At 39.5% G+C, this 13709-nt stretch carries 10 protein-coding genes, 1 rRNA gene and 1 other RNA gene (1 of these 12 only partly in view); 11 read left to right on the top strand and 1 reads right to left on the bottom strand.

The annotated features are described in order from the left end of the window. Nucleotides 1-175: 175 nt before the first annotated feature. The 10 genes from LPC09_RS21730 to ssrA all read left to right on the top strand — a co-directional run bounded on the left by LPC09_RS21730 (nt 176) and on the right by ssrA (nt 11590). Complete coding sequence (locus LPC09_RS21730) at nt 176-1360, top strand: phosphoglycerate kinase (protein ID WP_231308265.1); 1185 nt, start codon at nt 176-178, stop codon at nt 1358-1360. Between the two features lie 86 nt (nt 1361-1446). Further along, nucleotides 1447-2208: a triose-phosphate isomerase gene (gene tpiA, locus LPC09_RS21725; protein ID WP_098797852.1), complete on the top strand. Its 762-nt coding sequence runs from the start codon at nt 1447-1449 to the stop codon at nt 2206-2208. Beyond that, nucleotides 2201-3736 (top strand): 2,3-bisphosphoglycerate-independent phosphoglycerate mutase, encoded by a 1536-nt coding sequence (gene gpmI / locus LPC09_RS21720; protein WP_098797851.1) that lies wholly within the window; start codon nt 2201-2203, stop codon nt 3734-3736. The genes tpiA and gpmI overlap by 8 nt, the downstream gene beginning before the upstream one ends. Before the next feature lie 137 nt (nt 3737-3873). Then, nucleotides 3874-5166, top strand: a complete 1293-nt coding sequence (gene eno / locus LPC09_RS21715; protein WP_121663488.1) for a phosphopyruvate hydratase — start codon at nt 3874-3876, stop codon at nt 5164-5166. Between the two features lie 405 nt (nt 5167-5571). Further along, nucleotides 5572-6555 carry a nuclease-related domain-containing protein gene (locus LPC09_RS21710; RefSeq protein ID WP_098797849.1) on the top strand — a complete coding sequence of 328 codons (984 nt, stop codon included), beginning with the start codon at nt 5572-5574 and terminating at the stop codon, nt 6553-6555. 409 nt (nt 6556-6964) lie between these two features. Further along, nucleotides 6965-7198, top strand: coding sequence for a preprotein translocase subunit SecG (secG, locus tag LPC09_RS21705; RefSeq protein WP_098797848.1), 234 nt, complete (start codon nt 6965-6967; stop codon nt 7196-7198). A 192-nt stretch (nt 7199-7390) separates the two neighbouring features. Further along, nucleotides 7391-8131 (top strand): alpha/beta hydrolase, encoded by a 741-nt coding sequence (locus LPC09_RS21700; protein ID WP_098797847.1) that lies wholly within the window; start codon nt 7391-7393, stop codon nt 8129-8131. 32 nt (nt 8132-8163) lie between these two features. Continuing rightward, nucleotides 8164-10509, top strand: a complete 2346-nt coding sequence (gene rnr, locus LPC09_RS21695) for a ribonuclease R (protein ID WP_098797846.1) — start codon at nt 8164-8166, stop codon at nt 10507-10509. 116 nt (nt 10510-10625) lie between these two features. Beyond that, complete coding sequence (gene smpB, locus LPC09_RS21690; protein WP_098797845.1) at nt 10626-11093, top strand: SsrA-binding protein SmpB; 468 nt, start codon at nt 10626-10628, stop codon at nt 11091-11093. Between the two features lie 157 nt (nt 11094-11250). Beyond that, nucleotides 11251-11590, top strand: a transfer-messenger RNA (tmRNA) gene (ssrA, locus tag LPC09_RS21685). Nucleotides 11591-12015: 425 nt separating this feature from the next. Here the strand turns inward: ssrA and LPC09_RS21680 are convergent. Further along, a complete protein-coding gene (locus tag LPC09_RS21680; RefSeq protein WP_231308264.1) occupies nt 12016-12321 on the bottom strand; it encodes an LAGLIDADG family homing endonuclease in 306 nt (101 codons plus the stop codon). A 596-nt stretch (nt 12322-12917) separates the two neighbouring features. Between LPC09_RS21680 and LPC09_RS21675 the strand changes: the two genes are divergently transcribed. Then, nucleotides 12918-13709, top strand: a 16S ribosomal RNA gene (locus LPC09_RS21675) (it continues 758 nt past the right edge of the window).

Below are 13709 nucleotides of genomic sequence, written 5' to 3'. Positions count from 1 at the left end.
TTTATTTTAGAAAAATAGGCTTTATACTAGTTTTGGTGTCTAGCTTCAGCGCCTAGACCCTCGATTCACAAGCCAATCCTCACATAAAAGTAAAGAACACCTTTCTGTGAGGCTCGTCTTGTGCTTGTCGGGCCTGAACGAGGCGCTTCCGCATTTCAAATTAGGAGGGCTTTCCATGAACAAAAAGTCAGTTAAAGACATTGATGTAAAAGGAAAAGTCGTCTTTTGTCGCGTTGATTTCAACGTACCGATGAAGGATGGACAAGTAACAGACGAAACACGTATTCGTGCGGCTTTACCAACAATCCAATACTTAAGTGAGCAAGGTGCTAAAGTTGTTTTAGCAAGTCACTTAGGTCGTCCAAAAGGTGAAGTAGTTGAAGAGCTTCGCTTAAATGCAGTAGCTGAAAAACTACAAGAGCTTTCTGGTAAAAATGTTGTGAAAACAGATGAAGCATACGGCGAAACTGTTAAAGCTGAAATCGCAAAATTAGAAGAAGGCGGACTTCTATTATTAGAAAACGTTCGTTTCTATCCTGGTGAAGAGAAAAACGATCCAGAATTAGCGAAAGCTTTTGCTGAATTAGCTGACATTTATGTGAACGATGCATTCGGAGCAGCACACCGTGCACATGCTTCAACTGAAGGTATCGCTAAACATATTCCAGCTGTTGCAGGTTTCTTAATGGAAAAAGAGCTTGAAGTTCTTGGGAAAGCTTTATCAAACCCAGAGCGCCCATTTACTGCAATCATCGGTGGAGCAAAAGTTAAAGACAAAATCGGTGTAATAGATAATCTGCTTAATAAAGTAGACAACCTAATCATCGGTGGTGGACTAGCTTACACATTCATCAAAGCTTTAGGTCATGATGTTGGTAAATCATTATTAGAAGAAGACAAAATTGACTTAGCAAAATCATACCTTGATCAAGCAAAAGAAAAAGGCGTTAACTTCTACATGCCTGTTGATGTTGTTGTAGCAGATGACTTCTCAAACGATGCGAACACTCAAATTGTATCAATCGATAGCATTCCAAGTGATTGGGAAGGTCTTGATGCAGGTCCAAAAACTCGTGAAATCTACGCTGACGTTATTAAAAACTCTAAGCTTGTCATCTGGAATGGACCAATGGGTGTATTCGAATTAGAAGCATTCGCTGGTGGTACAAAAGCAGTTGCAGAAGCATTAGCTGAAGCAAATGATACATATTCCGTAATTGGAGGAGGAGATTCAGCTGCCGCTGTAGAAAAGTTCAATTTGGCTGATAAAATGAGCCACATTTCTACTGGTGGTGGAGCTTCTCTAGAATTCATGGAAGGTAAAGAGCTTCCAGGTGTTGTAGCATTAAACGATAAATAAAAATCGAATGCGTTTTTCGCAAATGTAGATTTGTCGCGACATCTATTCTGCTGAAAAATTGCACTCGGAAGAGGACGGTGTAAAGAATGAGAAAACCAATTATCGCAGGTAACTGGAAAATGAACAAAGTTTCTTCAGAAGCAAAAAGCTTTGTAGAGGAAGTAAAAAGTCTAGTGCCTTCTGCTGAAAACGTTGACTCAGTAGTTTGTGCTCCAGCTCTATTTTTAGAAAGCCTTGTAGCTTCAACAGAAGGCAGTGACCTAAAAGTAGGTGCACAAAATATGCACTTTGAAGAAAATGGAGCTTTCACTGGCGAAATTAGCCCAGTAGCACTAAAAGATCTTGGTGTAAGCTATGTGATCTTAGGTCACTCTGAGCGTAGAGAAATGTTTGCTGAAACAGATGAAACAGTAAACAAAAAGACTCTAGCTGCATTCCAGCATGGTTTAACGCCAATCGTTTGTTGTGGTGAAACATTAGAAGAGCGTGAAGCAGGAAAAACAAATGATCTAGTAGGAGACCAAGTAAAGAAAGCTTTACAAGGTTTATCAGAAGATCAAGTAAAACAAACTGTTGTTGCGTATGAGCCAATCTGGGCAATCGGAACAGGAAAATCTTCTTCTGCTGAGGATGCTAACGAAGTATGTGCTCACATTCGTCAAGTGATTGCAGAGCAATTCTCTTCTGACGTTGCACAAGCAGTTCGTATTCAATACGGCGGTAGCGTAAAGCCTGCTAACATCAAAGAATATATGGCACAATCTGATATTGATGGTGCATTAGTAGGTGGAGCTAGCTTAGAAGCTCAATCTTTCCTTCAACTTTTGGAGGGTAGCAAAAATGAGTAAAGCACCAGTTGCACTAATTATTCTTGACGGCTTTGCTTGCCGCCAAGAAACGAAAGGTAATGCTGTTGCACAAGCGAAAAAGCCTAACTTTGATCGCTTTTGGAATCAATATCCTCATGCTCAATTAATCGCTTCAGGTGAGGCAGTAGGTCTTCCAGAAGGTCAAATGGGGAACTCTGAAGTAGGTCACTTAAATATTGGTGCAGGTCGTATTGTGTACCAAAGCTTAACACGTGTAAACGTAGCAATTCGCGAAGGTGAGTTTGCAAAAAACGACACGTTTGTTGAAGCTATTAATCATGTGAAAAACACAGGTAAAAATCTTCACTTATTCGGTTTGCTATCTGACGGTGGCGTTCATAGCCATATTCAACATTTATATGCCCTTTTAAAGCTTGCAGCAGATGAAGGCGTAAATAATGTTTACATTCATGGCTTCTTAGATGGTCGTGACGTTGGTCCAAAAACGGCAAAAGTTTACTTGGATGAACTTCAAGAAAAAATCAAAGAATACGGTGTCGGGGAAATTGCGACATTATCTGGACGTTACTACTCTATGGACCGCGATAAGCGTTGGGATCGTGTTGAAAAGTCTTACCGTGCCATGGTATACGGTGAAGGCCCAACTTACAGCACACCAGATGAGCTTGTTGCCGATTCTTATAACAATGGAATTTTTGACGAATTCGTCATTCCATCTGTTATGACAAAAGAAGACGGTTCACCAGTTGCAACGATTGAAGACAATGATGCGGTGATTTTCTATAATTTCCGCCCTGACCGTGCGATTCAAATTTCCAACACGTTCACAAATGAAGATTTCCGTTCATTTGATCGTGGTGAAAATCATCCGAAAAACCTACACTTTGTGTGTTTAACACACTTTAGTGAAACAGTCGACGGATATGTGGCATTCAAGCCAACTAATCTTGATAATACGCTCGGTGAAGTATTATCTCAAAATAATCTAACTCAACTTCGAATTGCTGAAACGGAAAAATATCCTCACGTAACATTCTTTATGAGTGGCGGACGTGAAGAGAAGTTTCCAGGCGAAGAAAGAATCTTAATTGATTCTCCGAAGGTTGCAACATATGATCTCAAGCCTGAAATGAGCGCCTACGAAGTAACGGACGCGTTACTTGGCGAAATTGCAGCTGACAAATTTGATGCAATACTTTTAAACTTCGCAAACCCTGATATGGTTGGGCACTCCGGAATGCTTGAACCTACAATCAAGGCAATCGAAACAGTTGATGAGTGCCTAGGAAAAATTGTGGACGCTATTGTTGCAAAAGGCGGTAAAGCGATCATCACAGCTGACCATGGTAACTCAGATGAAGTCGTAACATTAGACGGTGAGCCAATGACAGCTCACACAACAAACCCTGTACCTGTCATTGTGACACAAGAGGGAGTTACACTTCGTGAAGATGGTATTTTAGGTGACCTAGCACCAACAATGCTAGATCTACTTAATGTAGAAAAGCCTGCTGAAATGACTGGAACAACACTAATTAAAAAGTAATTTTAAATAAAGCAATCGGTTGTTTCTCCGAATGCCTCAAATCCGGCCTCTGACCTCCGATATCAAACAATGGATTGATGAAAAGGCAGAACTAAATCAAACTAAAAAATTCTTTATAAAAAAGGAGATTAAACAATATGCCATACATTGTAGACGTATATGCTCGTGAAGTATTAGACTCTCGTGGTAACCCAACGGTAGAAGTAGAAGTACACACAGAATCAGGCGCTATGGGACGCGCGTTAGTACCAAGTGGTGCTTCAACTGGTGAATATGAAGCAGTTGAGCTTCGTGACGGTGACAAAGAACGTTACCTTGGAAAAGGTGTTCTTCAAGCGGTTAAAAACGTAAACGAATTAATCGCTCCAGAATTACTTGGATTCGATGTTACTGAGCAAATCGCAATCGACCAAGCTTTAATCGAGCTTGATGGTTCAGAAAACAAAGGTAAATTAGGTGCTAACGCTATCCTTGGTGTATCTATGGCTGCTGCTCGTGCTGCTGCAGATTACCTACAAGTTCCTTTATACCAATACCTTGGCGGATTCAGCGCGAAAACTCTTCCAGTACCAATGATGAACATCGTTAACGGTGGAGAGCACGCTGATAATAACGTTGACATTCAAGAATTCATGGTTATGCCTGTAGGTGCTGAAAACTTCCGTGAAGCACTACGTATGGGTGCGGAAATTTTCCACAGCCTAAAATCAGTTCTTTCTGCTAAAGGTCTTAACACAGCTGTAGGTGATGAAGGTGGATTCGCTCCTAACTTAGGATCAAACGAAGAAGCTCTTCAAACAATTATCGAAGCAATTGAAAAAGCTGGTTACAAACCAGGTGAGCAAGTAATGCTTGCTATGGATGCTGCTTCTTCTGAGTTCTACAACAAAGAAGACGGTAAATACCATCTTTCAGGAGAAGGTGTTGTAAAAACTTCTGCTGAAATGGTTGACTGGTACGAAGAAATGGCTTCTAAATACCCAATCATCTCAATTGAAGACGGTTTAGATGAAAACGACTGGGAAGGTCACAAACTATTAACTGAACGCCTTGGCGGTAAAGTTCAACTTGTTGGTGATGACTTATTCGTTACAAACACGAAAAAACTTGCTGAAGGTATTGAAAAAGGAATCGGTAACTCAATCCTTATCAAAGTTAACCAAATCGGTACACTTACTGAAACATTCGAAGCAATCGAAATGGCTAAACGCGCTGGTTACACAGCAGTAATCTCTCACCGTTCTGGTGAAACTGAAGATACAACAATTGCTGACATCGCAGTTGCAACAAACGCTGGTCAAATTAAAACTGGTGCTCCATCACGTACTGACCGTGTTGCGAAGTACAACCAATTACTACGTATCGAAGATCAATTACAAGACGCTTCAAGATACGATGGAATTAAAACTTTCTATAACTTAAAGAAATAATTTAAGTTGAGTTGGAGAACTGCCGCGTGGTGCGGCAGTTTTTTTGTGGTGTATGAAAGATAGGGAGTGCGGGAAACTTTGGGTACCATAATCTGTACTGCATGCGCGAAACCTGTTTTGCTCGTGAGGCTTCGTACTGGAATGTGGAAGCTGGCAAAGGAAGGAGCTCGGTTTTTGTCTGAAATTGTCTAATCACGGATAAAAGCCCAGAACCGAGGATAAGACTCTTGAAATCGCGGATAAAAGCCCAGAACCGAGGATAAGCCTCTTGGAATCACGGATAAAAGCCCAGAATCGCGGAAAGCCCCTTGAAATAGCGGATAAACAGATTTTTTACCCGGAACTAGAAGGATTTTCTCAAAAAATATTGAATACATACATCAAAACTACATATGGAGTGAAAAAATGATCATAAAACACCGTGAAAAGCCCCGTATTATCGTTCAATTAGAAGCGTTACTTCCACGGATACCCGAATACCATCCAACTTTGCCGATCATTACTGAAGAGTACAACAAGAGAATGGCTGGTTATAAAGGGGAGCAGTCCATTGACTATCCGCTCAGCTACCTTGATGAAAAAAACTACTTTGTTTTTCACCATTTAAGATTAAAAACAGACAAACATTTCTTTCAAATGGACACGTTAATTTTCACTAACAAAATGGCGATTATCCTCGAGATAAAGAATTTCTCCGGAACTATTTATTTTGATCCTAAATTTAAACAACTTATTCAAACAAAAGACGGGAAAGAGATTGCCTATGCTTATCCATTGACTCAGCTTGAACGTCAAAAGTCTAACTTAAAAGAATGGTTGTGTATCAACAAATTAGAAAAATTAGAAATACAATCATTAGTCGTTATTAGTAATCCCTACACAATTATAACCACGTCCCCAGATGAACGTCATATTCACCACAAAGTGATCCACAAAGAAGAGTTACCTACTAAAATACTTCAATTAGAAAAATCCAAAACCACAAACCAATTAGAAGAAAAAGCTTTAAAAAAGATATTTAAATTATTACTAAAAAAACATACAGAAGGAGACTCCTCCATTCTAGAAAAATTTAATTTAATAGAAAGTAACCTTCTTAAAGGTGTCTTTTGTCCTAAATGTGCTGCACTTCCAATGGAACGTGTTAAAGGGAATTGGTTTTGTCCCAGTTGCAGGGCAAAAGATAAACATGCTCATATTAAGGCGGTTGAAGATTATCAACTTTTAATTAAGACAACAATTTCTAATAGGGAACTAAGAGAGTTTTTGAAGTTACATTCTTCTGACACTGCTACTAGACTGTTTCAGACTATGAATTTGAGGAGTACAGGGCAAAATAAAAATAGAATCTATTTCTTGGACAATCTGGAAAATGGGAAGCGTCAGTAACGATGGACGAAATTAGTTGAATCGCGGATAAAAGCTCCATCACCGCGGATAAATTCCGATAATCGCGGATAAAGGCTCCATCACCGCGGATAAATTCCAATAATCGCGGATAAAAGCTCCATCATCGCGGATAACCACCCATATTCGTGGTTAACCCACGAAATTACTAGTTAGCCTTAACAAAAAAATCTGTAAAAAGTCCTCCTTCTGCGTGCTTTACACTTTGCTCATATACAGAAACGTAAGTACATTTACCGTACATCCCCATTTGCATCAATGATTAACGGGGAAGTAACATTTCGTTTTGCTAAGAAAAAAACATATACAGATGAATGTTTTATTGTGAATCAAAAAGAAGTATGGTACATTTAAACTATCTATTTGTGCGCATTTCAGGAGGTGTCAACTCATGCATACAGCATTAATTATTCTACTTGTTATCGTTTCAGTTGCTTTAATTACAGTTGTGTTATTACAATCTGGTAAAAGCGCAGGGTTATCAGGGGCAATCTCTGGTGGAGCGGAGCAGCTTTTTGGAAAACAAAAAGCTCGTGGACTAGACTTAGTTTTACACCGTGCCACAGTCGTACTTTCTGTTTTATTCTTTGTTTTAACTGTTTTAGTAGCATATGTAGTTCAATAAATAATAAGTAAAGGGTCTGTAGAAACAGGCTCTTTTTTGTTTGGGGCTAGATGCTACTAAGCAAACAATTGTTCAAGAGCTAAAGTGTTTGATTAAATAGAAGTGTAAAGAATACATAGCTTAATGTTAGTTTAGTAATACTGATGGCATTTATGGGATAAACTAAATAAAAGATAGTAAGGAGTAGTAAGAATGAAAAGAGTTTTACCAAAGCCGTTTACATTTGAAGGCGGCGATAGAGCTGTTTTATTATTACATGGATTTACAGGGAACACAGCGGATGTTCGAATGCTGGCACGCTTTCTTAGTGAAAAAGGCTATACATGTCATGCACCACAGTATAAAGGCCATGGTGTACCGCCAGAGGAGCTCGTTCATACAGGGCCTGAAGATTGGTGGAAGGACGTACAAGAAGGGTATGAACATTTGAAAAATATGGGTTTTGAGGACATAGCTGTTGGGGGATTATCACTTGGTGGAGTTTTCTCATTAAAATTGGGTTACACTTTACCTGTAAAGGGAATTGTCCCAATGTGTGCACCAATGTACATTAAAAGTGAGGAAGTTATGTATCAAGGAGTTCTCGAGTACGCGAGAAATTATAAAAAGTTTGAAGGGAAGTCTCCTGAGGAAATAGAAGAAGAGATGAAGGAGTTTGAGAAGACTCCAATGAATACATTAAAAGCCTTACAAGAGTTAATTGCAGATGTCCGAAATAATGTAGACATGATCTATTCGCCAACGTTTGTGGCACAAGGTAGACATGATCATATGATTAACACTGACAGTGCAAACATCATCTACAATGAAGTAGAAAATGATCATAAGCAAATAAAGTGGTACGAAGAGTCTGGACATGTGTTAACACTTGATAAAGAACGTGATCAACTCCATGAGGATGTGTATCAATTTTTAGAAAGCCTTGATTGGTAAGGTTTTTTTAGAACGAGAAAAGGAGGATGAAAATGGATCAAGAAATTCAAGTACATATTGATAAGCTGCTTTCGTTTATGAAAGAGGAAGCTTATAAGCCCCTAACTGTTCAAGAGCTTGAGCAAGCATTTGGAATAGAGGATTCAACGGAGTTTAAAGACTTTGTGAAAGCATTAGTTGTTATGGAGGATCAGGGCCTCGTTGTAAGAACAAGAAGCAACCGTTACGGGTTGCCAGAAAAAATGAATTTAATTAAAGGGAAGCTAATTGGTCACTCAAAAGGATTTGCTTTTGTTGACCCTGAGGACACTGCTTTAGATGATATCTTTATTCCACCTACTGAATTGAAAACGGCTATGCACGGTGATGTTGTTATGGTCAGAGTCAGTGCAAGCACAGGTGGGACAAGACAAGAAGGAACGATTGTCCGTATTTTAGAGCGTGGAATAACAGAGGTTGTTGGTACTTATACGGAAAGCAAAAACTTTGGTTTTGTTGTTCCTGATGATAAAAAAATCGCCAATGATATTTTTATTCCTAAAAATGCATCAAAGGGTGCTGTAGAGGGACATAAGGTTGTTGTGAAATTAACAACTTATCCTGAAGGACGCATGAGTGCAGAAGGGGAAGTTATTGATATTCTTGGTCATAAAAATGATCCAGGTGTTGATATTTTATCCGTTATTCATAAGCACGGATTGCCAGGCCCATTCCCGGTTGAAGCACTCGAGCAAGCAAACGATGTTCCAGAGACGATAAAAGAAGAAGATCTTAAAGACAGACGTGATTTAAGGAACGAAACAATTGTTACAATTGATGGAGCCGATGCAAAAGATTTAGATGACGCAGTTACAGTAACAAAGTTAGATAATGGCCACTATAAGCTGGGTGTTCATATCGCTGATGTTAGTCATTATGTAACAGAGCAATCACCAATTGATCGCGAAGCATTAGACCGCGCAACAAGTGTGTATCTTGTTGACCGTGTGATTCCAATGATTCCACATCGTTTATCAAATGGAATTTGTTCTTTAAATCCTAAAGTGGATCGTTTAACACTTTCTTGTGAGATGGAAATCGATGAAAAAGGAACAGTTGTTAAACATGAAATTTTCCAGAGTGTGATAAAAACAACAGAGCGTATGACGTACTCTGATGTAAATAAAATTTTAGAAGACCGCGATGAAGAGCTTCTAAAAAAATATGAAAGTCTTATTCCAATGTTTGAACAAATGGGTGAGCTTGCAGCAGTACTGCGCCAAAAGCGTATGGAGCGTGGTGCCATTGACTTTGATTTTAAAGAAGCAAAGGTGCTTGTCGACAAAGAAGGAAAGCCAACGGAAGTTGTGATTCGCGAACGCTCAGTAGCAGAGCGTCTTATTGAAGAGTTTATGCTGCTTGCCAATGAAACAGTAGCAGAGCACTTCCATTGGATGAATGTACCGTTTATATATCGAATTCATGAAGATCCAAATGCTGAAAAACTACAAAAATTTCTTCAGTTCATTACGAATTTTGGGTACTCAGTAAAGGGTGCAGGAAATGAAATTCATCCAAGAGCATTGCAAGATATTTTAGAAGAAGTACAGGGTAAACCAGAAGAAACAGTTATCTCAACAGTTATGCTCCGTTCAATGAAACAGGCGAAATACGATCCAGAAAGCTTAGGTCACTTTGGACTAGCTACGGAGTTTTACACACATTTTACATCACCAATTCGTCGTTATCCTGATTTAATTGTGCATCGTTTAATCCGCACATATCTAATAGAAGGAAAAGTTGATGAAGAAACTCGTGCACATTGGGCGGAAAGCTTACCTGTGATCGCTGAACAATCCTCCAACATGGAACGAAGAGCGGTAGAGGCAGAGCGTGAAACAGATGAACTGAAAAAAGCGGAGTACATGCTTGATAAAATTGGCGAAGAATATGACGGTATGATCAGTTCTGTTACAAACTTCGGTATGTTCGTGGAACTTCCAAATACAATAGAAGGTCTTATTCACGTCAGCTATATGACAGATGATTATTACCGGTATGATGAGCAACATTATGCGATGATTGGTGAACGTACTGGTAATGTCTACAGAATTGGTGACGAAATTACTGTACGTGTAGTAAATGTAAACAAAGACGAGCGCGCTATTGATTTCGAAATTGTTGGTATGAAAGGGACAAGAAGACGTCCTGAAAAAGACAAACCAAAAGTCATCATTGCTGGTAAAGGAAGAAAAGATTCCAATGGTCGTGGCGGCGGTAATAACAGCAAAACACGTGGAAATGACAAAGATGGCGAATGGTCAACACGTCCTCCTCGTAAAAAGAAGAAAAAGCACTTTGAAAATGCACCAAAAGCAAAACGTAAGAAAAAACGCTAATGATCTGAAGGGACTGACAATCCTTAGTGTCAGTCTCTCTTTAGCTCTATTTATTGAGTTACAGTCCAATTTTTGCTAAAATAGAACGTATCGCTAGATCGAGGGGAGTGAACACAATGCCAAAAGGTATGGGAAAAGTAGTCGCCCAAAACAAAAAAGCAAATCATGACTATTCAATAGAAGAAACATTTGAAGCTGGCATTGTCCTTCAAGGTACGGAAATTAAATCAATTCGTAATGGACGTGTAAACTTAAAGGATTCCTATGCACGTATCGATCGTGGAGAAGTATTTCTATTGAACATGCACGTTAGCCCGTATGAACAAGGAAATCGCTATAATCACGATCCACTAAGACAAAGGAAGCTATTACTTCATAAGCGTGAGATTGTGAAACTAATTGGTGCAACCAAAGAAGAAGGTTATGCCCTTGTTCCTTTAAAGATGTATCTGAAAAATGGTTATGCAAAGGTGCTAATCGGTCTTGGTAAAGGGAAAAAGAAATACGATAAACGTGAAGATCTGAAGAAGAAGGAAGCAAAGCGTGATATCGAACGTGCCTTTAGAGAACGTCAAAAAATGTAGTGGGAAAACCTTACAATTGCATTTTTGAGCCAGTCTGATATAATAAGTTTTGTAAGACAGTCAACTTACTTTTTAAAAACTTAATAAGCAATTAAGCTTACCTATCTTTAAACTTCCCGTATTCCCTAGCTGGTATATACGGCTTACATGGGGACGTTACGGATTCGACAGGGGTAGTTCGAGCTTAGGTTGCGGGCCGAAGGGATCGTCTTCGTAAAAACGTCACGCCAATAATAACTGGCAAATCTAACAATAACTTAGCTTTAGCAGCTTAATAACTGCTTAGCTGTTCCTCCCTCCATCGTCCATGTGGTAGGGTAAGGGACTCACTCTTAGTGGACTACGCCTAATTCCTCCGTCTGGGGATGATGGAAGAGACCAATCAGACTAGCTGCTCTGACGCCTGTCGATAGGCATATGAGTTAGCGAAACCGCGAATATATCGACTACGCTCGTAGACGCTTAAGTGCCGATATGTCTGGACGTGGGTTCGATTAAGTATTAGTCGCCTTATGTGGTAACACATAAGTGAAAATTCGGCTTTATCGGTGAAACCTAAGTCACTCATTGTGATAGGGCAATGCCGAGCGGTATGTGGAGTAATCCAACAGCCGTGTATCGACTTATAGGCTATCAAGTATTTGGTAGTACTAGGATACGAAAATCTGCCTGAAACTCAGGTAAATCTACTTTTCGTATAAGACGCCGAAGGACCTTAAAGAGGTTCAAGATATAGTCAGTGCCATGACGAAAGCATGGAATAGCATGTCCCACCGTCTCCACCAAATACAAATTTGGTGGTTTTTATTTTGTCTTTTAATCAGTTTTCAAAAAATGCTTTTTCAAAAGCTAACTTTTGTTCTAAACGCTCCTTACTGTATTTACCGTTTCTAATTGTGACATTATCGTAGTGATCTATAATCTATAGTGCACGTTTTCTTTTTAAAGGGACTCTTAAATACGGTAAAACAAGGGTAAGTATACTAATAACCTTTTCTTTTTTCTTTATGTTTAAAGTAAAAGAATCCTTATGTTTTTCAGGATTATAATTTTTTTTATTGCTAATAATTTCTCCAGTCAAAGATTTAGTGTAAATTAATAGTTCTTTGTCTGTGGATGCAATTGTAATACAAGGTCTCCGATGTTCATTTTTATGAATTCTAGTTAGTGTGATTGATCCCTCACCATCGATAATACCAGCTAAATATGCTGCTTCCCATGCCTTCATATGTATCACCGCCATTATTCAAGTTAAGAACATGTGTTCCTGTTAACTTGATTTTATTATATTCTTCATCTCCTTTCAATGCTTACATCGAATAAATGTTGATGTTCTAGAAACGCAAGAAAAGTTTAATCAGTTATCAAAATCAAGAAATGAAACTTTCTCGACACTAGGAGGAACAGTCTTAATCAAGCAAAGAATATAGAATTGCTTCATTAGTATTTGATGTATTTAATTATCTTTTATAATGAAGAGTATCTATCATAATAAAATAAATGTTTTCATGGAAGTTGACATAGGTGATGATGGATGATAAGATATTACTTGTCGTTAATTAAGGCGATATGAAGACAAAAAAGATTTAAAAACACCATTGACTTCTGCGAAGTGAAATGGTAAGATAATATTTGTTGCTACAAGATATGATATTAATTTTTCTTTCTAAGAAAAATGGTTCATAGAAGTTGACAACAAAGAAAATGTTTGATACAATAATTTTTGTCGCTGATAAAGTAATCAGCTAAAGTAGTTCTTTGAAAACTAAACAAAACAGAAACGTCAACGTTTTAAAAGATTTAATTATGAGCTATATCAACTCTTTATTGGAGAGTTTGATCCTGGCTCAGGACGAACGCTGGCGGCGTGCCTAATACATGCAAGTCGAGCGAACCAATGGGAGCTTGCTCCCTGAGGTTAGCGGCGGACGGGTGAGTAACACGTGGGTAACCTGCCTGTAAGATTGGGATAACTCCGGGAAACCGGAGCTAATACCGGATAACATTTTGAACCGCATGGTTCGAAATTGAAAGATGGTTTCGGCTATCACTTACAGATGGACCCGCGACGCATTAGCTAGTTGGTGAGGTAACGGCTCACCAAGGCGACGATGCGTAGCCGACCTGAGAGGGTGATCGGCCACACTGGGACTGAGACACGGCCCAGACTCCTACGGGAGGCAGCAGTAGGGAATCTTCCGCAATGGACGAAAGTCTGACGGAGCAACGCCGCGTGAACGATGAAGGCCTTCGGGTCGTAAAGTTCTGTTGTTAGGGAAGAACAAGTACCAGAGTAACTGCTGGTACCTTGACGGTACCTAACCAGAAAGCCACGGCTAACTACGTGCCAGCAGCCGCGGTAATACGTAGGTGGCAAGCGTTGTCCGGAATTATTGGGCGTAAAGCGCGCGCAGGCGGTTTCTTAAGTCTGATGTGAAAGCCCACGGCTCAACCGTGGAGGGTCATTGGAAACTGGGGAACTTGAGTGCAGAAGAGGAGAGTGGAATTCCACGTGTAGCGGTGAAATGCGTAGAGATGTGGAGGAACACCAGTGGCGAAGGCGACTCTCTGGTCTGTAACTGACGCTGAGGCGCGAAAGCGTGGGGAGCGAACAGG

This window comes from Metabacillus sp. B2-18 (assembly GCF_021117275.1).
In the GTDB taxonomy this organism is placed as follows: Bacteria; Bacillota; Bacilli; order Bacillales; family Bacillaceae; genus Metabacillus.
This window is presented reverse-complemented; position numbering and strand designations above follow the sequence as displayed.

Coding starts and splice junctions, on each gene's coding strand:
- LPC09_RS21730 (WP_231308265.1), top strand. CDS start 176: ATGAACAAAAAGTCAGTTAAAGACATTGATGTAAAAGGAAAAGTCGTC.
- LPC09_RS21710 (WP_098797849.1), top strand. CDS start 5,572: ATGATCATAAAACACCGTGAAAAGCCCCGTATTATCGTTCAATTAGAA.
- eno (WP_121663488.1), top strand. CDS start 3,874: ATGCCATACATTGTAGACGTATATGCTCGTGAAGTATTAGACTCTCGT.
- secG (WP_098797848.1), top strand. CDS start 6,965: ATGCATACAGCATTAATTATTCTACTTGTTATCGTTTCAGTTGCTTTA.
- LPC09_RS21700 (WP_098797847.1), top strand. CDS start 7,391: ATGAAAAGAGTTTTACCAAAGCCGTTTACATTTGAAGGCGGCGATAGA.
- gpmI (WP_098797851.1), top strand. CDS start 2,201: ATGAGTAAAGCACCAGTTGCACTAATTATTCTTGACGGCTTTGCTTGC.
- smpB (WP_098797845.1), top strand. CDS start 10,626: ATGCCAAAAGGTATGGGAAAAGTAGTCGCCCAAAACAAAAAAGCAAAT.
- rnr (WP_098797846.1), top strand. CDS start 8,164: ATGGATCAAGAAATTCAAGTACATATTGATAAGCTGCTTTCGTTTATG.
- tpiA (WP_098797852.1), top strand. CDS start 1,447: ATGAGAAAACCAATTATCGCAGGTAACTGGAAAATGAACAAAGTTTCT.
- LPC09_RS21680 (WP_231308264.1), bottom strand. CDS start 12,321: ATGAAGGCATGGGAAGCAGCATATTTAGCTGGTATTATCGATGGTGAG.